This window comes from Sphingobacterium thalpophilum (assembly GCF_901482695.1).
Classification (GTDB): Bacteria; Bacteroidota; Bacteroidia; order Sphingobacteriales; family Sphingobacteriaceae; genus Sphingobacterium; species Sphingobacterium thalpophilum.
Genome location: NZ_LR590484.1, coordinates 3798442 through 3821978 on the forward strand (window position 1 = coordinate 3798442; position 23537 = coordinate 3821978).

The 23537-nt window shown below is 40.9% G+C and carries 21 protein-coding genes; 7 read left to right on the plus strand and 14 right to left on the minus strand.

What is annotated here, in order from left to right:
- Positions 1 to 112: 112 nt before the first annotated feature.
- Together FGL37_RS15615 and FGL37_RS15620 are read right to left on the minus strand one after the other, a co-directional pair.
- Complete coding sequence (locus FGL37_RS15615) at positions 113 to 979, minus strand: helix-turn-helix domain-containing protein (protein ID WP_037532521.1); 867 nt, start codon at positions 977 to 979, stop codon at positions 113 to 115.
- Positions 980 to 1134: 155 nt separating this feature from the next.
- A complete protein-coding gene (locus FGL37_RS15620; RefSeq protein WP_028069094.1) occupies positions 1135 to 1485 on the minus strand; it encodes a DUF2200 domain-containing protein in 351 nt (116 codons plus the stop codon).
- Positions 1486 to 1678: 193 nt separating this feature from the next.
- On the opposite strand from FGL37_RS15620, the gene FGL37_RS15625 reads away from it, so the two are divergent.
- Positions 1679 to 2428 carry a HesA/MoeB/ThiF family protein gene (locus FGL37_RS15625; RefSeq protein WP_028069093.1) on the plus strand — a complete coding sequence of 250 codons (750 nt, stop codon included), beginning with the start codon at positions 1679 to 1681 and terminating at the stop codon, positions 2426 to 2428.
- A gap of 106 nt (positions 2429 to 2534) precedes the next feature.
- The gene (locus tag FGL37_RS15630) at positions 2535 to 3224 is read left to right on the plus strand and encodes a hypothetical protein (RefSeq protein WP_028069092.1); all 690 of its coding nucleotides are present in this window, start codon (positions 2535 to 2537) and stop codon (positions 3222 to 3224) included.
- Positions 3225 to 3234: 10 nt separating this feature from the next.
- On the opposite strand, the gene FGL37_RS15635 is transcribed toward FGL37_RS15630, so the two are convergent.
- Entirely contained in the window at positions 3235 to 3996 is a 762-nt protein-coding gene (locus FGL37_RS15635) for a response regulator transcription factor (RefSeq protein WP_051606611.1), read from the minus strand.
- A gap of 878 nt (positions 3997 to 4874) precedes the next feature.
- Between FGL37_RS15635 and FGL37_RS15640 the strand changes: the two genes are divergently transcribed.
- The 3 genes from FGL37_RS15640 (at position 4875) to FGL37_RS15650 (ending at position 12952) form a co-directional block, all read left to right on the plus strand.
- A complete protein-coding gene (locus tag FGL37_RS15640; protein ID WP_028069090.1) occupies positions 4875 to 8006 on the plus strand; it encodes a glycoside hydrolase family 92 protein in 3132 nt (1043 codons plus the stop codon).
- Positions 8007 to 8422: 416 nt separating this feature from the next.
- Entirely contained in the window at positions 8423 to 10681 is a 2259-nt protein-coding gene (locus tag FGL37_RS15645) for a GH92 family glycosyl hydrolase (protein ID WP_037532519.1), read from the plus strand.
- Between the two features lie 24 nt (positions 10682 to 10705).
- Entirely contained in the window at positions 10706 to 12952 is a 2247-nt protein-coding gene (locus tag FGL37_RS15650) for a GH92 family glycosyl hydrolase (RefSeq protein ID WP_028069088.1), read from the plus strand.
- 72 nt (positions 12953 to 13024) lie between these two features.
- On the opposite strand, the gene FGL37_RS15655 is transcribed toward FGL37_RS15650, so the two are convergent.
- A complete protein-coding gene (locus FGL37_RS15655) occupies positions 13025 to 13573 on the minus strand; it encodes a GNAT family N-acetyltransferase (RefSeq protein WP_081817808.1) in 549 nt (182 codons plus the stop codon).
- A 100-nt stretch (positions 13574 to 13673) separates the two neighbouring features.
- Positions 13674 to 14783: a glutaminyl-peptide cyclotransferase gene (locus FGL37_RS15660; RefSeq protein WP_028069086.1), complete on the minus strand. Its 1110-nt coding sequence runs from the start codon at positions 14781 to 14783 to the stop codon at positions 13674 to 13676.
- A 128-nt stretch (positions 14784 to 14911) separates the two neighbouring features.
- Here FGL37_RS15660 and FGL37_RS15665 point away from each other — a divergent pair, with 128 nt between their 5' ends.
- Complete coding sequence (locus FGL37_RS15665; RefSeq protein WP_028069085.1) at positions 14912 to 15661, plus strand: DUF72 domain-containing protein; 750 nt, start codon at positions 14912 to 14914, stop codon at positions 15659 to 15661.
- Here the strand turns inward: FGL37_RS15665 and FGL37_RS15670 are convergent.
- The 9 genes from FGL37_RS15670 to FGL37_RS15710 all read right to left on the minus strand — a co-directional run bounded on the left by FGL37_RS15670 (position 15643) and on the right by FGL37_RS15710 (position 21896).
- Positions 15643 to 15984, minus strand: coding sequence for a hypothetical protein (locus FGL37_RS15670; RefSeq protein WP_028069084.1), 342 nt, complete (start codon positions 15982 to 15984; stop codon positions 15643 to 15645). The genes FGL37_RS15665 and FGL37_RS15670 overlap by 19 nt on opposite strands.
- 10 nt (positions 15985 to 15994) lie before the next feature.
- Positions 15995 to 16330, minus strand: a complete 336-nt coding sequence (locus FGL37_RS15675) for a hypothetical protein (RefSeq protein ID WP_138096896.1) — start codon at positions 16328 to 16330, stop codon at positions 15995 to 15997.
- 6 nt (positions 16331 to 16336) lie between these two features.
- The gene (locus FGL37_RS15680; RefSeq protein WP_028069082.1) at positions 16337 to 16651 is read right to left on the minus strand and encodes a hypothetical protein; all 315 of its coding nucleotides are present in this window, start codon (positions 16649 to 16651) and stop codon (positions 16337 to 16339) included.
- 200 nt (positions 16652 to 16851) lie between these two features.
- Complete coding sequence (locus tag FGL37_RS15685) at positions 16852 to 17859, minus strand: alpha/beta fold hydrolase (protein ID WP_028069081.1); 1008 nt, start codon at positions 17857 to 17859, stop codon at positions 16852 to 16854.
- Positions 17860 to 17869: 10 nt separating this feature from the next.
- Entirely contained in the window at positions 17870 to 18985 is a 1116-nt protein-coding gene (locus FGL37_RS15690; protein WP_028069080.1) for an L-dopachrome tautomerase-related protein, read from the minus strand.
- A gap of 364 nt (positions 18986 to 19349) precedes the next feature.
- Positions 19350 to 19886 carry an NADPH-dependent FMN reductase gene (locus tag FGL37_RS15695; RefSeq protein WP_028069079.1) on the minus strand — a complete coding sequence of 179 codons (537 nt, stop codon included), beginning with the start codon at positions 19884 to 19886 and terminating at the stop codon, positions 19350 to 19352.
- 49 nt (positions 19887 to 19935) lie between these two features.
- Complete coding sequence (locus tag FGL37_RS15700; RefSeq protein ID WP_028069078.1) at positions 19936 to 20472, minus strand: GNAT family N-acetyltransferase; 537 nt, start codon at positions 20470 to 20472, stop codon at positions 19936 to 19938.
- A gap of 279 nt (positions 20473 to 20751) precedes the next feature.
- On the minus strand, positions 20752 to 21360 hold the full coding sequence (locus FGL37_RS15705) for a hypothetical protein (protein WP_138096898.1): 609 nt from the start codon (positions 21358 to 21360) through the stop codon (positions 20752 to 20754).
- A gap of 137 nt (positions 21361 to 21497) precedes the next feature.
- Positions 21498 to 21896, minus strand: coding sequence for a hypothetical protein (locus tag FGL37_RS15710; RefSeq protein ID WP_028069076.1), 399 nt, complete (start codon positions 21894 to 21896; stop codon positions 21498 to 21500).
- Positions 21897 to 22348: 452 nt separating this feature from the next.
- Between FGL37_RS15710 and FGL37_RS15715 the strand changes: the two genes are divergently transcribed.
- Positions 22349 to 23380 (plus strand): hypothetical protein, encoded by a 1032-nt coding sequence (locus tag FGL37_RS15715; protein ID WP_138096900.1) that lies wholly within the window; start codon positions 22349 to 22351, stop codon positions 23378 to 23380.
- Positions 23381 to 23537: the final 157 nt, after the last annotated feature.

The following is a 23537-nucleotide window of genomic DNA, read 5'->3' on the forward strand; positions in this document are numbered from 1 at the left end:
ACGATAGTTTGAATAAACTACATCTCAATCGCTATACAAAAATAATCCATGTGATGCTAAGCAGTTCGTCAACTTTTGTATAAAAACTAGGACAAATCGTGCATGTTACTTTTTAGGACGATTTACTCCGATAAACACTTGGTGAAACACCAACAATTTTTTTAAATAGCCGGGAGAAATAGGACGGATCAGAAAATTCAAGTTCGTAACAGATGTCCGAAACACTTTTAGTGGATTCAAAAAGAAGTAGTTGACTGTGCATAATGAGTACTTCGAGAATTAGCTCTTTAGATGATTTTTTGAATACAGAAAATACGCATCTGTTCAGATAATTGGTCGATACAGCTAATTTGTCCGCGTAAAAGGAGATATCTTTGTGTTTTTTGAAGTTTTTGTGCACAAGCTGTTTGAACATCATGGCAATTTCCTGACGTCTATTGAGTGCCTGATATGAGGACGACAGCTTGATGATTTTTAGGAGCAATGATTTAAGTAGGCTTTCATAAAGCTCCTTATAGGGTGATTCAGAAAGTAATTCATTATACAGCATGTTGAACAGCTCATGTAGATCAGTGCTCTCCTGACTGGTTAAATTAAGCAGTGGAGAAATATTGAAGACATTCAGAATTTCCTGTTCTCTAAATATGGAAGTCATGGCGTTATCATTGATTAATACGCAGTGACCTGCTGCTGATTTATCGACAGATTTGATGGTCGATATATTTCCATAGTTGCTAATAAGGACGGCTGGGGCTTGTACCACATATTCTTTTGCTCCGATTTTGTGTTTAAAATAGCCTTCGGTGATATGCACAAGGAGATTGTAACCCAAGAAAATAGGTGGAGTGGGAAATTTGATGTAAGGAGCGATTTCGCTGAGCTGGAAAATTTTGATCGGTGATTGCTGATACCGTAGATGTTCGAGACTTCCCGTCATAAACCGATCCACAAACTCACCTGCGTTTACCTGCTTGTCCATTGTTGTCAGTTGCTTCTTGCAAAGTTATGTAAGTTTAAACAGTCGATGATATCTTTTACCTTAAGTCTATACCCGCTTTGTCTGACCATCTTTCAAAGGTAAAACAAAATAAAATAGACCCGAGGTACCCGACAGTTTGGAGGATAGTCCTATTTTTATTTTCTTAAAATTTTGTCCATTGGCTTACCTTTAGCCAATTCATCCACTAATTTGTCCAAATAACGAATTTTTTGCATTAATGGGTCTTCAATATCTTCGATGCGATATCCACAGATTACACCAGTAATTTTGGAAGCATTGGGATTTAGTCTGGGCGCCTGATTGAAAAAGTGTTCAAAATCGATTTTGTCCGTTATCACTTGTTGAAGGGCATTGCTATCGTAACCTGTCAGCCAAAATATAATCTCATCCACTTCTTCTTTGGTGCGTCCCTTTTTTGTTGCCTTCTGAATATAGTGGGGATACACCCCTGCGAACGACATACGGTATACTCTAGTATTATCCATTTCTATAGGGTATGAAACTGTCGGATAAAGTTAGCTTTTTGATTCAAAATTTCCTAATGTCGTGACTAACCGCTTCCCTAAATGCTTGCTCACTTCTTCATAGCGATTGAGTCTATCGGACCGTCGCTGCCGTGGTCTATAGATTTATTGATTTATAGTGTATCTTTATCTGGTCTTTAAAACAAGCACAACTATGAACTTAAGGTATATTCGTAATCAAATCCATGTAAATGATGAGGAGCAGCGACGTATTAAGGATTTTCCGATACTTATTGGCGGCTGCGGCATAGGTAGCTATATAGCAGAGTGTCTTTTACGCATGGGATTTGAGAACCTAACCATTATAGACGGAGACGTCGTGGAACTGACAAACCTAAACAGACAAAATTATAGACATGAAGATATCGGATTTAAGAAAGCAATCGCATTGAAACAACGTCTGACATCGATAAATCCGGATGCAAAAATAACTGCTTATACCGAATTTATAGACCGCAGTAACCTATATAGTCTTGATATTGGACACAAGTTGGCCATCAATGCACTGGACTTTTCATCGGATATTCCTTTTTTATTTGATGAACATATGGCATATAAAAACATCCCCGTTGTGCATCCCTATAATTTAGGATGGGCAGGATTTCTAACGGTAATAACACCCGAAAGCCGTAATTTGAGGTCATTGGATAAGGCGCATCAGATCTTTGAAATGAATGTGGGAAAATTTATTGTGGACAATCTAAAGGACCAGGGGATTAATACTGAATGGCTGGAAGAGTTCCTCAGCGAATACGGTAAGATAGCGATGGACTCTCCACCGCCCCAACTGGCCTTGGGATTATATTTACTATCCGGAATGGTTTGTCATGTGGTATTCAATATCGCCACAGGCAAACGTATAAAAACTTTTCCAGAGTCTTATTATTTAAGTATGTTTGATTAGAATGGTTAAAAATAATGTGATAAATATACTATTTTTGTATACCAATTAATGGAGGCGATCTAAACTAGTAAAATTATTTTTGTTAAGCATACCCAATGTTGATCCCATGAACTGGACACCAGAGAATTATTATTTTACGAAACTTCGTAAAGATGAACTGCCAGACCTTATTGATTTTTACTTAAGAGCCACTCAGGAGCACTATAAACTTTCGGCATATTCTGAGCAGGATTATCAAACGGATTATGCATCGTTGATCGGCGAAGATCTGGTGTTTTTCGACCAATCAGAGTATTATGTTTTGCGGAGCAAGACGGACAATGGAATTTATGCTTCGATCAGGATCACTTATTGGGATAAGGAAACGAATTTACCCATTCAAAAATTATTTGCGATAAAGACCGAAGACCTGTTGTTGCCCGATATTGAAAATTTCTGGCACATCGGCCGGTTTGTGATTTCCGGCAGAATTGCGGGAAATCGGATTAATATTCTCAAAAAGATGCTTTTTGATGCCTTTTATGTTCCTTACAGTTTGGAGGCTGGATTGATAATCGCCGAATGTGATCGAAAAGTAGTAAATACTTTACGGAAACTTGAGATAGAATCTTACCAGCTCGGCGATCCAATTATCTATCTTTATTCTGAAACCTTGCCTATTTATATCCGTTCAGAATGGTTGGAGGTTTTCATACAGAAAAACAGATTGTCGCAATGGAGCGATGCAAATGAAAACGATATTCAAAAATTCATAAATATGGCAGAGGGGATACTCTGTTCAAAAAATAGCAGATAAGCGCCATCGATTAGAAAAGTGATAGTTCAATGGCTAAGGCTGTTGCTTCAGTGATACTTTTTACTTTTAACTTCGAAAAGATCTGTTTTTTATGGAATTTGACAGTATCAATAGAAACGTAGAGCCTATCTGCGATTTGGTCCATCGTGAGTCCTTGCGCAGAAAACAGCAGGATATCTTTTTCCCGTGGTTTCAGTTTAATACGTGGGGTTTCAACCCATACATCATTTTCCAGATCGTATTCAAACTGCCTTCCGTCCTCATCCGACTTAAATCTGATATTGCCTGCAGTGGGATGTGAGGATATAGAAACCAGACAGACAGCGATCCAGGGATTAGAGCTGTCGTCTAAAAGCAAAGGTTTCAGTTTGTGATTGACGAGGAGAGGTTTGCTGCCGGGCTGTTCCAGATGGAAGTCGTAAGATATCGAGTACTTTAAGCGGTCGTCAGCTTTAAGTTTGCCATAGAAATCAAAGCCGACATCGTTAATTTTCTTCAATAAGTGCAAATCACTTTCCGGCACATTATTTACGTAATGGCGATAGCCCTCCTTCATAACTTCCGCTGGAGAACTTCCACAGAGAAAGATGGGGTTGTCAGAAACGAATAAAAAGCTCTTTTTTGAATAATCAATGAGGTAGATGCTCTGATAGGTTAGTTTGCTTAGAGATTTTGCAAAATTGATAAAGGCTTCCACTATTTCGTAGTCATCTTTGGTAAAGTTGTCTTTAACATGTATCGGCTTAAAAAAATCTTCTATTTTTATTTTCATAGCATCTTGCAATGATCCTCTATTATCACTCCCGACCTCCAGAAGATTGTAAATATTTTAGTGTGCATGTTATCAAATCAACTGCCCGATGTCGCCTGATAACTAAAATTGACTTTTTTGATTCAGCTGATTTTGGAGATAAACTCTTATCGGAGCTGATGGCTTATGGCACGCTAAATGTCTATCGAACAGAAGAATAACATGCTACACAAATGTGTAGAATAAATTTTCTTATGCAGGATATCGTATATTACTCTCTATCTTTGCAGTTTCAAAGCTGTTAAATTTATATAAATATAACCTATTGGATTTAAAATATCTAATGGTTTGGGCAACTTTTATCAAATTTACCAGTGATTTAATAAATATAAACCTATTTCAAGAATGTGTATCCGAGTAATGACGTTTGCTTATGGATTAGATTGTAGTTCATAATCGATAGCGAAGTTATTCGTCCTGAACGCGATCGGGAACCAATATAGGTGATGATGCCGTATACTGTCCTATGGGTAAATCATGCAAAAGATAACTTTTAGAAGTTTACCTTTCAGGTGTCATCAGATTATCTCCATCTTACATCCAAAAAACAAAAATTATGAGTGCCAGTCAAAGGGTCTATAGATGTCTTTATGTATATACATTTTATATTTTTTGTTTGATATTTGTTGATTTTTATACTACTATTGTAACGTAAATCTTTTTTATTCACTTAATTTGTTGTTCTCAAATAGTTTTAATTCTATTTATATGTATGTACAATTTAAAATAGGCTGAATCGTAATGTCTTGTTTTTATTGTCCGAGAATAAGGAATGACAAAGGTAAACAAAGTGCTGACTGGGCATACTCAGCAGTATATTAATATCAAAACTAGACGTTATGAAGAAAGAATATTTTGCTGCTTTCGCTATCTTCCTATTGTATATCTTAGGGCAGTCCATTAACGCGCAGGAAAAAATCGTATGGCAGATCGGCAATTCTGATGGTTCGAGCAGAGAATTCGCCTTAGCTCCAGGTGATTATAATAAATTCCTCCAACACGACTTTGGTTACGAAGATAACAGTTTTATCATAGGTCAATCCTCAGTATCAAGTGATCTTCCTTATGTACTGCCAGGGCCCGCCAATGGATGGGGGGGGACTGGCGGCACTTCGGGTCTGAGGACACACTTTCTAAATTTATATTATGTGCTGAACAGTCACATACCAAATGGTTCATGGTCTTTTGAGGTCAAATTGGTCCATAGTGATCCTAAAAATAGGCCCACCTTGCAGATTATGGTTAACGGCAGGCCTTATAACTATGAGTTAGCAGATGAAAGTGCTCCGGTTGATCCGGTAGGCTCAGGTACTGGCGGTGCCACTGTTCGGATTCCCATACCGGCGAACCTGATCTCTGGAGGATTTAATCAAATTACACTCACTGTAATAAAAGGAGGTTGGGTGCAATTTGATTCTTTTAGATTATCAGGACCCAATGGGGTTAGACTGCTAACCGATTTCACTTCAACAGTGAAAGATGTGAAGCAGCTGGACTTTGAACTGTTTGATGGAAACACGCGCACTCAATATATGCTGGTCGATCTGCTGAAATTGAAAGATGATCAGTGTGTAAGGGTATTACTGGATGGAAAGAAAATCTATGAAAAAACACTTGAAAAAGGCTTGTCACGGCTTGAAATACCCATGCCTTATACACCGAAGGCGGTGGACAGTGAATATCAGATATATGTTAACGAACAGCTGATAGATGCGGGTTCCTTGGTCCGGAGGCCAAAGCGATTAGGGGGAGTGGCGGATTATGTAAATACTATGATAGGTGCGGCGCATTCGAGGTGGATGCTGGCCCCCGGGCCGTGGATGCCATTTGGAATGGTGAAAATCAGTCCAGATAATCAGAATATAGGGTGGCAGGCGGGCTATGAACCGTCAATCGAATCTATCGGTACCTTTAGTCATATACATGAATGGACGATGGCAGGCTTGGGTACTTTCCCGACCGCAGGACCATTAAAAACCCGTGTTGGCGATCAGTACAGTGCAACGGACGGCTATCGTTCTGCCATCGATAAGACAAGCGAAAAAGCGCCTATTGGATATTATGAGGTTCATCTGCTTGATTACGATATTGATGCCGAACTGACGGCTGGCACACGATCTAGCTTCCAGAGGTATACGTATCGACAGTCGGATACGGGGCGCGTTATGGTCGATCTTAAGGTCAACGGGGAATATGACTATAAGCTAAAGGATCTGTCACTGAGAAAGGTATCCGATTATAAGATTGTCGGTCACAGTAAGCAGCTGTCTGAAAATGTGTGGTCCACTGATGCAAAGCAGGATTATGCTATCTATTTTGTTATGGAGTTTGATAAGCCGATAGTCAACTATGGAACTTGGCATAATGATAAGATAAGGAACAGATCCGACTTGGCGGCAGATAGTGCTAATTTTGCGGGAATGTATGTAGAGTTTGATGTCAGAAAAGATAAAACTCTGCAGCTCCGGACCGGCATATCTTATGTAAGCATTGCCAATGCTGCAGAAAACTTGAAAACAGAGCTTTCGGATCCGTTTGGTTGGTCGTTTGAACGAGTGGCAGATAACCAGCGTCAGGTTTGGAACGAACTGTTAGGCCGACTCGAGATAAAAAGTACAGATTATCTGGAGAAAGAAAAGTTCTATACGAATATGTATCGTACATTGGCCAGCCGAAATACCTTCAGCGATGTCAATGGGCAGTGGCGATCTTCCGACGAAGTCGTCAGAACATTAACCCGGTCGGACGATCTGGCTTTGGGCTGTGACGCCTTCTGGAACACTTTCTGGAATTTAAACCAATTCTGGAACTTAGTGACACCAGAATGGTCGAGCAGGTGGGTACGTTCTCAGCTGGCGATGTATCAGGCTAACGGTTGGCTGGCAAAAGGACCCGCGGGCATGGAATATATTCCTGTAATGGTCGCCGAGCATGAGATACCGCTGATTGTAGGCGCCTATCAGATGGGAATCCGCGATTACGATGTCACAAAGGCATTTGAAGCCGTAAAGAAAATGCAGACGACAAGGCCCCTGAAATTTGAGGGCGGCTTCGCTGGAAATCGCGATCTGGATGTATATTTAAAATATAAATATGTTCCTTACGATCTAGGAAGATTCTCCAATTCGATGGAATACAGTTTTGATGATTGGACTGTGGGGCAATTTGCAAAATCTCTAGGAAAAAATGAGGATTATACGTATTTCAATGAAAGAGGTGGTTGGTGGAAGAACGCGATAGACAGTGAAAGCGGATATGCGCGGATGAAGGATGCTAAGGGGGAATGGTTTAAAGATTTTGATCCGTTTAAGTCTGGCGCAAATCATCATTATGTAGAGGGGAATGCTTGGCAGCTGACCTTTTTTGTGCCTCAGGATATTCGGGAGCTGGCCAAAATAATTGGTGAAGAGGTCGTTCTAAAACGTTTGGAATGGGGATTTCAAGAGAGTGAAAAATGGCGATATAATGGGCCCAATGATCAGTACTGGGATTATCCTGTCGTTCAGGGAAACCAGCAATCCATGCATTTTGCCTATATCTTTAATTGGTTAAATAAGCCTTGGTTAACGCAGCGTTGGAGCCGCTCCATTTCAGAGCGATACTATGGTCAGGGAATTTCAAATGCATATCTAGGTGACGAAGATCAGGGTCAAATGAGCGCTTGGTATATCATGAATGCCATTGGACTGTTTCAGCTTGATGGTGGCACACGGATGAATCCCATTTACGAAATCGGAAGCCCATTGTTTGAGGAGATAAAAATCAAATTAGGACAGAAATATGGACGGGGGGCGCAATTTACGATAAAAGCAAAAAATGCAAGCAAAAAAAATATGTACGTACAACGTGCCAGTTTAAATGGAAGACCACTGGATACATTTTACTTTGAGGCTTCGGAGCTCCTAAAAGGTGGAGAGCTCATCCTGGAAATGGGTGAAAAACCAAATATGCAGTGGGGGCTTTTGCGCTAAGGCGTCGCAATTAGAAGAAAACTATACCACAGCCGATGATAGCACTCTTATATAACTAAAATTAAGATGTTAAAGTTTGGTTAAACCCAGCTATTGCTGATAACAAATCGCTGCAAAAGGAGTTATAAATATAGTTTCATAAATAGGTTAATAATTGGTTAGTTGAAAAACTCCTGAAGTTCCCCGCTTCAGGAGTTTTTTTTTGTCTGACGGCCATCATATTCGGTCCTGGCTTCTGCAAGTTTCATTTTGATAGCTACCATTGTGTTGCTAAAACCTATTAACATTGTAAAATGATCGATATTACTCCTGCTGATAGTTGTATATTTTTGGTATTATCAGTAGTATTGTGACCACACTAACATGCGCTGTCCGCTGATGAAGAATACGATTAGTAAGGCGCTTATCAAGATGATATGATTAAGTTTTTTCGCTATATCCTTCTGGGATTATTTATTTGGGATAATGTATCTGCCCAAAAACTTCCGACAGATTATGTCAATCCTTTTATTGGAACAACCAATTATGGCACGACGAATCCGGGAGCTCAAGTGCCTCATGGACTGATGAACGTATCGCCTTTTAATGTCATGGGGTCATCAATCAATGCTATTGACAAAGATGCACGATGGTGGTCCACACCATATGAGCATAGTAATAGCTATTTTACCGGCTTTTCCCATGTAAATCTGAGTGGCGTAGGCTGTCCGGATATGGGAAGCTTGCTGTTGATGCCGACATCCGGAAGATTGGAAGTTGATTATCGCGAATATGGAAGTACATACGCTCAAGAAGTAGCTCATCCGGGCTATTATAGTAATGTATTAAAAAAATATGGTATCAAAACAGAAGTGACTTCGACAACTCGGGTGGGGGTGTCAAAATTCACATTTCCGAAAGGACAGGCCAATATTCTACTCAATCTAGGGGAAGGACTTACAAATGAGACAGGTGCTTCAGTCCGGTATGTCAGCGATACCGAGCTTGAAGGGTCCAAGCTGCTAGGTTCGTTCTGTTATACCAACAATCAAGCGGTCTATCCGATCTTTTTTGTGATGCGTGTCAACAAGAAACCTTCAAGGAAAGGTTACTGGAAGTATCAGCGCGCGGGGCAGAAATGGGAGAATGACTGGAACAAAGATGCGGGCAAATACAAAATCTTTACGGAGTATTCAGACCAATTATCGGGCGATGACCTGGGCGCTTTTTTGAGCTTTGATCTTCAGGAAAACGAAACTGTGGAAGTGCAGCTTGCAGTTTCTTTTGTAAGTGTTGAAAATGCGCGCAAAAATCTAGAAGCGGAGCAAGCGGTGTTTGACTTTGAAAAAACGAGGTACCGGGCATCATCCTTATGGGATGAACAGCTTTCGAGAATTTTAGTAGAAGGAGGTACCGACGATCAGAAAACTGTCTTTTACACTGCTCTTTATCACGCGATGATCCATCCGAACATATTACAGGATGTCAATGGCGAATATCCTGCCATGGAGAGTAGAAAGACACTCGTCACTGGGCGCAATCGATATACAGTATTCTCATTATGGGATACGTATAGAAATGTACAGCCACTCATGTCGCTCGTGTATCCGGAGAAGCAAACGGGCATGATACGTTCCATGATTGATATTTATAAGGAAAATGGCTGGATGCCGAAATGGGAGCTGTACAGCCGGGAAAGCTATACGATGGACGGAGATCCCGCGGTTCCGGTGATCGTGGATGCCTGGATGAAAGGTATTCGGGATTTTGATATCCACACAGCTTATGAAGCGTTTTTGAAGTCAGCTACGACTACGGATTCGAGCAACAGAATTCGTCCGGACAACGCTGATTATGTAAAGTACGGTTATGTGCCACTACGTGATTCGTTTGACAATTCCGTATCTCATGCTATTGAATACTATGTTGCGGATTGGAATCTGGCGCAGCTGGCTAAATCATTGGGGAAAAATAAAGATGCTCAGCTCTTTGGTAAGCGGGCACAGGGATACAGGCATTATTATTCTGCAGAATATGGTACATTCCGTCCTATCGTTGCAAATGGATCGTTTTTATTTCCCTTTGACCCACTGATGGGAGCTAATTTCGAACCCAATCACGGTTTTCACGAAGGCAACGCATGGAATTATAGTTTTGCGATTCCTTTTGATATCCTGGGGCTTGTCAAATTAATGGGCGGAAAGAAAAAATTTGTTGATAAACTGCAGGCTACCTTCGATAAAGGCTTCTTTGACGTAACAAACGAGCCGGATATGCTCTATCCACACGTATTTTCGGAAATAAAAGGGGAAGAGTGGCGCACACAGAAGTTGGTGAAACAGATACTTGACCAGCACTTCACGAATAGCCCAGGTGGTATTCCGGGGAATGATGACACAGGAACGATGTCGACTTGGGCATTAATGAATATGATGGGAATTTATCCTTTCTGTCCCGGTAGACCCGACTATACTGTGGTTACACCTGTATTTGATAAGGTTACCATACAGCTGGATAAACAGTTCTATCCTAATGGGGATAAAGTAGTCATCAGACGTAAAAAAGAAGACACAGGAGATTATATCAAGCGGATTCTAGTCGATGGAAAGTCCCTGAATGGTGTTAAGATCAGCCACGATGTACTTGTAAATAGTAAGGAAATTACCATTGTTACCGGAGAGAGAAATGTTCATTAAAAATTAGAGTAAACCATTAATTAAATGAAAAATATAAAATACCTGATGGGTGCGGGGCTGCTGGCTTTGGTGGGTTGTGCATCGCAAAAGAATATGGGTGTTGATAGATATGCACAGATTGTCAATCCATTTATCGGCACTGACTTTACTGGAAATACATACCCTGGGGCACAGGCGCCCTTTGGTATGGTACAATTAAGTCCAGACAATGGGTTACCGGGCTGGGACCGTATCTCAGGTTATTTCTATCCAGATAGCACGATCGCCGGATTTAGTCATACACACTTGAGCGGTACAGGAGCCGGCGACTTATATGATATTTCTTTTATGCCGGTAACATTACCTTATCACGAAGCTGAAGCTCCTCTAGGTATTCATGCTAAGTTTTCGCATCAAAACGAACAGGCCCATGCAGGATACTATCGGGTCAAGCTGACCGACTATGACATTCATGTAGAACTGACAGCAACCCCTCGCTGTGGCATTCAGCGGTATACTTTTCCAGAAGCAGACGCCGCAGTATTTCTGGACCTGAAAAAAGCGATGAACTGGGATGTTACGACAGACTCCTATATTGAGGTGGTGGATTCAGTGACAATTCGTGGTTATCGTTATTCTGAGGGTTGGGCTAGGGGACAGCGTGTCTATTTTGAAACGCGGTTTTCAAAGCCCTTTCGCGCCGTGCATATCGACAGCTCGGCCATCTTGTCGGTTATGGATACTGTAAAAAAGACCACAGAGCGTATCGGTACCGCATACAAGGCGCGTTTTGACTTCAAGACAGTTGCCGGTGAACAAGTAACACTCAGTACAGCCCTTTCAGGAGTAAGCATGGCAGGGGCGTCCAAAAACTTAAAAGCGGAAGTCCCGAAAGATGACTTTGACTATTATCTAAAGCAAACGGAAAAAAGATGGAACGAAGAGCTGGGAAAAATTGCCATCCGGACAGCGGATAAAGATGCCAAAGTTAAATTTTATTCAGCATTATATCATTCGAAGTTAGCTCCTACAATATTTGGAGACGTCGATGGGGCTTACTTCGGTGCGGACCGGAAAATTCATCGAGCTGAGGGGTGGACCAATTATAGTACGTTTTCGTTATGGGACACATACCGGGCTTCACATCCCTTATTTACGTATACTGATCCAGACCGTGTCAATGATATGGTCAAATCCTTTATTGCATTCTATGAACAAAATGGCCGGCTACCCGTTTGGAATATCTATGGAAGCGAAACTGATATGATGATCGGTAATCATGCTATCCCAGTTATTGTGGATGCGTACTTAAAAGGGATTGGCGACTTCGATGCTAACAAGGCGTTGGCTGCCTGTGTGGCGACAGCAAATATCGATCACTATCGAGGAATAGGCCTTTATAAAAAAATAGGTTATGTTCCTTATGATGTTCAAGATACATATAATAGCGATAACTGGTCACTGTCCCGAACACTGGAATACGCTTTTGACGATCATTGTATCGCTGTTATGGCGGATAGGCTGGGTAATAAAGCTATTGCTGCAACATTTTCTGCGAGGGCAAAATATTATAGAAATGTCTATAATCCGGCTAGTTCTTTTATGCAGCCCCGTCACAGCAGCGGCAAGTTTGTTGCGCCTTTTGACCCTGAAGAATATAGTACACATATCTGTGAAAGCAATGCCTGGCAGTATTTTTGGTCGGTTCAGCACGATATTCGGGGATTAATGGATCTCGTAGGTGGGAAATCCCGATTTGCTCAGAAGCTAGACAGTATGTTCACCATGCATCCCGTGGACAGCAGCAAACTCCCGATCTTTAGTACCGGGATGATAGGGCAATATGCGCATGGAAATGAGCCGAGTCATCATGCCTTGTACCTTTTCAATGCCGTTGAGGAACCTTGGAAAACGCAACACTATGCTGCGCAGGTCATGGAAACGTTGTATCTGAATAATCCTTCTGGTCTGAGTGGAAATGATGACTGTGGTCAAATGTCAGCGTGGTATGTCTTTAGTGCACTTGGTTTTTATCCGGTTGATCCTGTGAGTGGCAGATACGAAATCGGCACTCCTATATTTCCATATAGCGAACTTAAGCTGGCCAATGGTAAAAAATTTACGGTCAAAGCTAACAGGGTGAATAAATCAAATATCTATATAAGGTCAGTCACGATAAATGGAAAACCACTTGAAACAAGTTATATTACACATGAACAAATCATGTCGGGCGCAAACCTCGTATTTGAGATGAGCAATAAGCCCGGTCCGGTATGGTATAAAACTCGATAAATTAATACAAGTAGTCTTTATTATGGAGCCTCCGCAGCGCAATCGCGCTATGGAGGCTCTGTATTTTAGCATTTAATCAGCTATCAGGGATTTATAGAAATAGGTTGTGCCACAAGGCGTACCATCCGGAAGGAGTGCATAGTTGGGAATTTCCCCAACGACCTTCCATCCACATTTTAAGTATAGCGCATGTGCGGGACTGTAACTTACTGTGTCGAGTACCAATAATGACTTTCCGAGCGTTTTTGCTAGCTGTTCGATACGGTTAAGTAAGCTTTCCGCCAGGCCCCGGCGCCTAAAAGATGAATGTACCAGCATCTTCGCAACATCGGCGCGATGAGGTTGATTTCTGGGGAGATCTACCTGTAGCTGTACCGTGCCCACGATCTGATCGGACGAGGTGTTTTTTGCAATGAGCAACACAATTTTTCCTGCGGTAGCCTTAACCAGAATCTGTTGCCAAAAGTTCCTCGCTTCCTCATGACTTAAGTTGCCCATAAACCCTACGGAAGCGCCTCCGCGGACGACATCCAATGTTAGTGAGGCCAGTTCGGAGATTGTCTTTCCATCTGGTTCACTCCATGCTTCAATCACGATATTGCTTAAATCTGTATTTTCCATAAATATGATCTAATTGTTCATTCTTCTTAAACTTCGCTTGTCTCTATAAAAGAGCAAATGCCGATACTGGATACCTTGCATTTTGGTGCATCTAACCTGACTACGGTAACTCATCAAATAAGCTGATTTCGAAAATTTTGTCCCAATTCTTTCCGGTAATAAAGAAAGTTTTTGACTTTTTGTTATAAGCTATTCCATTCAGCACGTCCAGATCTATATGTTGGGTGACCTGTTCGCGTAATTCAGAAAGATCAGCTAAAGCTTCAATTGCCCCAGTTTTGGGGTCAATAATACCAATGATATTCTCCATAAAAAAGTTGGCATAAATTTTTCCGTGCACCCATTCCATCTCATTGATATGGTCAACGATTTTCTCGTCGGTAGCAACCCGTATATAGTCAATCTTGGAAAAATCCTCAGGATTGATCAGGTAAATGTGCTCGGATCCGTCTGACATGTAGAGTTTTTGGCCGTCACAAGTAAGGCCCCAGCCTTCCATCTGTTGAAAATAAGGCAGTGTTTTTACTCTATTGAATGTGTTGATGTCATAGACAAAGGCTAGATTGTTCTTGTACGTCAGCTGGTATAGTTTCCCGTTTAATATCGTTGCTCCTTCACCGAAAATTGCATCTGGTAGTTCTACTTTTTTGGTCGGTATTCCTGTTTTAGGATTTACCATCCGGATACTGGATTTGCCTTTATGTCCGCTGACACCGATACCGTTTCCCGTACTTTCCATGAGTTGATCTCCATAAAATTCCAGTCCCTGCGTGAACGCTGTGATATCATGTGGGTATGTGTTGATAATCTTGTAACGCAGTATTCTCGGCGGTGTAGGAGGCAGATAGTCAACACTTATCGCGTTTTCAATCGATGCCCCCTTGTTAAATACGCTAACTTTAAGGATCTGTTTACCAAACTTTTCTCTGCTCAACGTGTATCGGACGGGCCTACTATCTTTTACAGTTGCAATAAGATGATCATTGATATAATATTGCACAGAATCTATATGTAGCCGATTGGATTCCGCAATTTTAATGTCGATTTCTTCCCCCTGAGTGTACTTTTGTTTGATGCCTTCCAAACTAATGACAGGCGCATGTTCGGGTTGGTTATCGATTGAGGAGGGTGCAGAGTGTTTGTTGTTTCCTCCGCATCCGATTAAAAAAAATGCCCACATCGGTGTAAGCAGAGTTAGTGTCTTTTTCATAAAATGTAAAAAATATTTGCTATACGTAGGTTGGTACTTTCATTATAAGTCATCGATCATCATTTTTAAATATAAGCATTTTAGCTAAAGACCTGAACCCTTATGGTATTTATTATTGTTATATATGTATGAAGGGAAATTATTTTTCGGGGACGAGCGGTATTCTCTTGCCCTACAAAAACAAGAACTTTTATCCAAAAGAACTGCAGGATAAGAGCAGATTATCGGTCTACAGTTTATTGTTTAATTCTCTGGAAGTGAACAGCTCATTTTATAAGATGCCCAGATTGGAGACTGTTGAGCGCTGGAGTGACGAGACAGGTCCTGATTTTCGTTTTACCTTTAAATTATGGAAGGGAATTACACATCAAAAAGACTTGATGTTTGATACTGACGATGTGCGTAAGTTCTTAGGGGTAATCCAGGGTGCAGCAAATAAAAAAGGATGCCTGCTGGTACAATTACCACCGTCGGCCAAGTTTCCGTCAATCACCAACTTGGACCGGCTTTTGGGCGTGATCGCGTCTGATGAAAGGAGTGTAGGCTGGCAAGTGTGTGTAGAATTCAGGGACGATTCTTGGTACCGTGAAGAAACGGAAGAACTGTTGCAGTCCTATAATGCACATCGCGTACTGCATGACAAAGATGGTAAAGGCCTGAGCATTTCCCGCAATGGTACAGGTATTGTGTACATACGTTTTCATGGGCCCAACGGAGACTATCGCGAAAGCTATGAAGATACATTACTCTATGAGTACAGCAGCTATATTAATGATTGTCTTGCTGAAGGAAAAACAGTTTATACCTATTTCAATAACACGATCGGTGCGGCGATTGCCAATCTTCGTACATTGGAAGGTTATATGATGAGAGAATAGCTGTTGCGAATATATCTGTTGCCCATATACCCGTCCCAAGTTTCGTGATCACGCATGATGTGGTGGTAAACACTTGTCAGTGCTTGAAGTTTGGTAAATAAAGGTATGCCTTTTCTGATACGATCGCGATCTGCATAACACCCGTGACAATCATGCCACTGCAACCATTCAAGCAACTCATAGCGCTTCATTAGGGAGAGTCGCTCGAATAGCGCCTGGTCTTTAAGGTTTAGAAGCTGATAGCGCCAATCTTTTTGCCGCGTTTCCATGGCAGCTATGTCGGGCAATTGATGACCAATGATTTGTTTGATAAACATTTCCATAATGAAATTATTAATTTTTGAATAGTAACTGTCCCGTTGCAGCAGGGAAATCGTTATGCTGTTTCCTCAAATGAATGTATAATATTTCTTTGTAAGTATATTCAACAGCTTTTGCTTTGGAAAGAAGGGGCGCACCATTATCAAGACATTTTCGGTCCGTATAGTTTCCTTTCGGTTTATGCCATTGTAGCCACTCAACGAGTGTCTCCCGCGGCATGCTTTCAAGCCGTTGCATTAAACCTGTTAATTCGCTGTTTTTGAGCTGTTCACGCCAGTCTGACCGCATTGGAATCCCGCCAAGTGTACGGCTGGTCTTGAATCTGTTTTCTATCGTCCCTTTCATCATATCTCTTTAAAAAGCCAACTTACTAATAATGGTATTACCCAGTTTGCTTTTCATGAATAACTCGATCTGTTTAAGTAATTCTGGACTGATTTCTGGAACTCTTTCCAAGTCCCGAATAAACCATTTTTGAATAATCGGGTATTGCTTCAACGTAGGGTCAAACTTCACGACTTCAGCACGTGATGACTTTCCATCAGGATCGTAGAACGACCAGAGTACAATAAAAATTGTATGGGGATCCTCGTCAGGGTAAGGTGTATGAAAACGAACAATATCACCTACATGGAGATCTCTATTGTCGTATACTTTCGCTTGTTCCATAAAGATACTGTCTAAAATTGATAGTCAAATATACTAAAAATATTAGTTTATGGAAATTTTTGTGCTATTTTTTTTAACAAAAATATCGAAAGCTATGTAAGTGTCCTGTTTGCGTGGTAGACAGATAGCTAAATTAATTCGTAATACAAGATCAGGTGTTACGAAACAATAGTTCGCAGGTTTTAGCCGAGAAATGTGGGCTAATCCTTCAAAAAAGAGAGCAGTGGCTGAATAAACTGACCAAAAGCTTCAATATGGGGTAAATGTCCTACGTCTTCAAGTTCCACGAGTTTTGAGCCTTTTATTTTTTGCTGAGTTTCTTTTCCTAAATTCTGGTATTGCCCCATGGCTGCTGCTATTTTTGGATCCTTTACGTTAGCTTTGCCAATGGCTGTCCGATCCCGGGTACCTATAATTAGCAAAGTTGGGACTTTGATATGCTGAAATTCATACATTACGGGCTGTGTAAATATCATGTCTGAAGTCTTGGCATTCACCAGTGCAACGGTAGGGTAGTCTTTGGCTTTGGTCCATCCGGTAAGCAAATATACCCATTCATCATATTCGGGCTTCCATTTGTTGTCGTAATAGAATCCTTTTTGATATCTTTTTGCGGCATCGTAACTGGCATTTAATTCGGTTTGAAAATTTTGGTCAATGGTGGTATAGGGTGCCACAACTTTCCAATCTTCCAGACCGATAGGATTTTCCAAGATAAGTCTTTCGACAGTTTCGGGATATGTCAGTGCTAATCGCGTAGCGAGCATACCGCCCATTGAATGGCCGAGCAGGCTAATTTTGTTGAGATTCAATTTATCCAGTAGCAGCTTTGTATTTGCAGCCAATTGCTGAAAACTGTATTGATAGGCTGTCGGTTTGGAAGACTTACCGAATCCAATCTGATCTGGGATAATAACCCGGTAGCCTGCCCCGTTCAGTGCCTGGATGGTGGTCTTCCAATAGGCACCATTAAAGTTTTTGCCGTGGAGAAGCATAACGGTTTGCCCGTTCGGCTGCAGAGGTTTGACATCCATATAAGCCATTTTTAAGTTTTCGCCCTGGCTCTTCAGTTCGAGAAAATGTACGGGATAAGGATATTGATAATTGCTGAGCATAATATCAAGGACGGGACGGCCAGTTTGCGCATGACCTGTGAAATAAGTCAACGCAAGTAACATCGCAGAGAGCGTCTTTACAAATAGTTTCATTATTACTTTTTTATTTTCGCTGTGGTAGTTTTACTTTAAAAACCCTGTATGGCAGTTCAACTTTGCTGATCCCATTATTCCACTGCGGGTCTCTGGAAAGCTGTGCACACGAGAAATAAAGATAGCCATCGCCTCCGATCCCTAAAGAATCCGGCCATAGCAATCTTGGGTCCTGTGTGAGTGTATGGATCTCTCCATCGGAAGACAGGTACTTGATACTGTAGTCCATTGAAGTTGTGAGATAAATGTTACCTTGGCTATCCGCAAGTAAACCGTGGGTGACTCCAACCTTTCCCATGTTTTCCACCTTTTTTTGCAACACTGTCGAAGATAAGGATGAGTCCGCAAGATGCCTAGTTGCTATGCGGTATAAATATTCCTTGTTTATGGGTTTGAAATAAAGGTAATTAAAGTCGTGAGTTAAGGCAATTCCGTTGACATTGGAAAGAAACGGTTTGCCGGCTGTATTGCGCATTGCTGTACCAGAATAGCTGAGCACAAGTCCGGGATCGGCAAGTGTAAAGGAGGTGTTTTCCAGCGCTTTTCTAGTTTTTCCTGTCCGGAGGTCAAGAATAATGATTGCCGCCTGTCCGGGATCCGAAAGATAAGCTAGGTTTTTCGGAACATCGATGCGGACGTCATTTAGGCCTGATTTTTCTTTGTCAATGTCGTTGAACGTATAAATGCGTTCGACTTGATCCGTACGTGTATTAATTTTCAACAGTTTGAATTGTCCTTCGTCAATCTTACCTGGACCGCCAAAGATGGAACCAGAAGAAGATGGTTTTGAGTCCAGTACCCACAAATAGTCCTGCGCGTCGACAAATATATCCTGAACGTTGACAAAATGAGACTTTTCATCACCCTGTTTGTTCCAGTCTTCGTTGGGATAGGGGACGCGTCTACCATTTATAATTTCTGTCAGGCCGTATTGGTGATCCTCTTTTTGCTTCGGAAACGAAACAAATAATCTGTTATTTGAACTTACACTGACTCCAATAGGGCGGTAGGGACCAAAAGAAGCCGCAATTTCGAGGTTAGGATCCAATGGAAGCTTTTCTTGTGCCCAGATGTTAATACAAAAGGCATGGATCAACGGTAAAAGAAATAAAGTTTTTCTAATCATTATTCCAGCATGTTTTAAATATAAACCTCTTTTTTAAGTCTATTGTTTTGCCGAATTATACGAAATTAGCGACACCGTTCTAAGCTTACTTTGTTGTATTGTAAAGTTTTCTTTATAACATGTTCAACATCCTTCGAAGAAGTTACAGTCAGAAAATGCTCCGCTCTTTTAGTGATAACGTAGCACATAAGTACTTTATGGGTAGGATATGATCTTTTTCGCCTTGAATGTGTACTATATGGGTAGAAACCTCTTTGTTGACCGAGGCTAAAATCTGATTCACCGCCCAGCGCAAAAATTTGGAATCGGCGGCGGCTGGTGTATTTGGATGGCTGCATCTATTGTTGGACCAATATGCTTATATCTATACCAGAGTTTCCTTAAAATGCTCTATTTTCTCATTCAGCTGTTCCAGAAGTATAGGGTCAGTTATGGTGCCATTGTCCAAATCAAAGTTATCGTAAAATTTAGGCAATGAGAAGGAGTCTTTGATTATCGCGCCAAATTGAGGAAAGAATTTCTGCGCTTCTGCCATCACATTGTCCCCTCCATAGCCACCGGGAGAAGTCGTCATCAACAACATAGGCTTGTCCTGAAATACTTTTACATTTATTCTCGATGCCCAATCAAAGATATTTTTAAATGCCACACTGTAAGAACGGTTGTTCTCTGCTAAAGAGCATACGATGATGTCACAGGCGGCAATATGTTCTAAAAAACGGTAAGCTGCGTCGGGATAACCTTTTTTTTCTCTGTCGACAGAAAATACCGGCATATCGTAATCGTTTAAGTCGATGAGATCAATATCATGCTGTTGTTCAAAACTTTTGAGAACGAATTTAACCAGCTGTTTATTAATGGAGGTAGAAGAATTGCTTCCTGCGAACGCGAATATTTTCATGGTCTGTCGTGCTTCTTTGTTTATTAAAAATAGGTAATTTTAATCAATTTTATTTTACACCGTTTCTAAAAATCGAGTACATTGGAATATCATAATATTTTCCGTCTTTCTTTAAATGCTGTTTTAGGATCGCTTCGGGCTTCATGCCGATTTTGTTCATCACTTTTCCCGATGCGACATTGTGCGGAAAAAAAGTAGCAAATATTTTGTTGAACTTCAATTCTTTAAAACCGTATTCAATAATCTTCTTAGCGGCCTCTGTCACGTAGCCTTGATTCCAATAGGGTATAGCTATCCAGTAGCCCAACTCCGCTTTATCAGAGCCCTCATCCTGTAGTCCAATAGCCCCTAGCAGTTCTCCGCTTTTATCCCGAATAGCGAAGTTAAAAGCTTTGCGGTTTTTGAAGGCCTCATCAGATATTTTGATCCAAAACTCTGCATCTTCTTTACGGTACGGATGGGGAATATTCGAGGTAAAGTCGGAAAATACCTTCTCTTGGAGATAAGTTACAATCTGAGGAATATCCGCGGCAGTTATGGCGTTGAGGATGAGTCGCTGTGTCTCGAGCTTAGGAAAATTTCCCATTTTTATACTTTATAAATCGTGAAAAAGAGTCAGCCTGAGATCAGTCAGCCTGAAATCAGTCAGTCCGGAATCAACCATGTCGCAGGTGGAAAAGACTGTCTAATTGTAAAGTTTATATTGAATAACGAAGATAAGTAAATTGAAATTATTTTTCAAGACATCTTGTTTTGACTTAGTTCGTTCCGGCTAAAAAGCAATTACCTTCCCACCCTTTTGTCGGCATATTTAAGGATCTGATTGCCGACTTGGTAATATGATTTCATATTTTTTGAGATAATGTCAATGTATCGCCTGGGAGAGTATTTGTGTTATGAATAGATCAAATTGATGTTGTGATCCAATCAGATACGCATTTTGATAATGGTCGATCCGGGATCTTATATGCAGACGGATATTCTTTTCACTGTTAGTGGAGACAATAATGACAAATTTGTTGCTAATATCGATCTGTTCTAAAAGGGAGTTAACAGCGTAGTTGCTGCCACAACTAAATAGAAGGATCTCCGAACACCTCGCAGCGGTACAGACATCTTCATGAGAGACCAGCTGGAGACGAGGATTGTTCCGTATCCATATGCTGTACGTTTCTGTTAGCCAGACATAGGGATGCCAGATACAGATCGAATAATGTGATTTACTGATTAATGGAATTCGTCCGTTCGTAGTGACGGGCCCCAAACTAATAACTGGTTGTGCTACCGCTTCTCTTTTCGTGTTTGGGGATGACCATCGTGTGAGTGTATCCGCGATGTTTTTCAGGCATGGATCATATTGTCCTACCGAAAGTTCTTCTACTTTTACTTGATGCTGGAATTGCTTCTGAATGTGGCCGAGCCTGACCAATAGCGAACTTAGGTGCTTCCTTATCTTATTGTATGCTGTTCTCATGCTGATTATTGCGTCGAAGGAAATGAAAAGGTCAGTGTGTATAAATTTACCATGCCGTTTACTTTCTATAGTGGCGATAAACGACATGGTTAATTGACTGTATAATCTTTTGTTTACATCGAAGGCGACACGATTGGTCACATCCTGACTTTGTAACGTATATTGATAGCAAGCTGCCCGACAAATGCTGTTTTTTGCATGCTGATGCTGTCGATTTCGGCCATCGTTTCAGCCCCATGGATCATAATATCTTTCAGATCCGGTTGGTCGTGGTCCGAACGGGTTTCTTTAAAAAATTGTACAGCCTGTCCCATTTCGTAACAATTAGCGATAGCTAGGCCCAAATTTGTCTGTAGCTCATCGGGCATCGTCATGAGCTGGAACTTTTGACTCGTTGTCAGTGCAAAGTTAGTTTCCATCCAAGCCAGAAAATCTTGACGGATGGCGCTGGTTTCATTTTTTAGTAATGTTTCTGGTAGTGCTAAGATTCGAGATTGTACTTTAGCCACTCCACTGTTGTTAAATTGCTGTTTCATTATTTAAATTTATTATAAGACAATATGTAGATATTTCATCAAATTTCACTGTTTCTTGACCAAAAAAATTGATAACACGGCAGTCCGATGCAGGTTGTTGGCAATGGGTTGCCGTGTTATAATCAAGATTATTATCTAAGGTGATAAATCTGCTTGTTTTATTTGAAGATAAGAAGCGCTTTTGGATCTCTTAATTAATTTAGGTATAATTATTTTATAAAAAAAACTATTTGTTTTAAAATTTTGATTGAAATGATTATCTTAGTGTAGATTTATCTAAATACAACTATTATTATTATCCTAGCCACGCATTTTGGAGGAACATTATGAAATCTATTATTTACTTTTTTTGTTCGCTGATGCTATCCATTGTCTTTAACTTAAAAACAATATCGATACAGGGATTTTTGGAACGCACAGTTCAGTTAAAATATTGGGTTTTAGTAGTTATTATGGTATTTGTTTTTTGGATCGGGGCCACAATAGTGTCACTGATGCTCAATTTACCGACCTATTGGAGCGTATCCTATATGCGGCAGCGATTGGGGGAAGGTGTAAAACATATACCGGGATTGGATGTCATCTTGCATTTTGTCGCTTTCTTTTCCCTTCTACTTGTGTCTGTTTTCCCATTTTTACTCTTGTACGTTGCTGTCATTTTTGTCTATAGTCAGTCATCTGTAGAGCGCTCATTCCTTTTTGAATCCCACATGCAAACTTATGGGATCCGTTATGCAACTATTTTTGTATCCTATAGCCTGATGATTTATATGCGGGAAAACTGGTCGTTGCTATATCATTCGGTTGGTCAGCGCCACAATCTGGCTGTGATTTACGATCGTCCCTTTATGGAGGTCATCCGTAGTATGGAGTTTGAGAAGGAACTTCCAGTTCCTCAGCCTATTGTGACAAAAAGGAAAGTCCAGGGTAGAGTCAGACCTTCGGTGGAAAAACTGTCTTACACAGCACCCATTGTGATGTTAAAGGGCAGGAGGGTGAAAAAGGATGATCGAACGTACGGCCTGGACATAACGAACGTTGATATTTATTTATTGGCCGATCTATTGGCGAAACAAGGCGTATTCGAGCAACAAGTCAACTTGAGCGCTCTGCGCTTTATTGATATTGTGGCTGTTTATGTGACAGCAGAAACTAAATGTATTGTTTTGCGAAATGGGACCATGCTTGATTGCCCGACTATTTTTGAACAGCTCAGGAGTATCGGTATGGATAATTGGGTTGTTAAAATATCAAAGAATTATGCTGTTAACATGATTTTTGTGCGATATCCGATCAAGCGGGTGGCGGAAGACCTAAAGTTGCAGACCTTCGTGGAAAAAATGCTGTTGCAGAATATCGGGCAGGATGAACTCAATACTATATTGCGTACAGGTAGAGGGCTCAGAGGGCACAATGTGAAAAAATTTTTGAATAGTCATTTCATGTATTCCCGCGGTGGTTGGGACGCTTTGATCCGGATTTAATGATTCTCCATCTTAGGCGAGTCACACAGAGTTTTAAGAATGCAACGAAGCGTATTATGCTGCGGACAACTTTTAATTTTGCTACGAAATCACTACTTTTGCTGCCAATGATCATTTTTGTTGGACATTTTTAGAAAAAAAAGTCATGTAATACAAC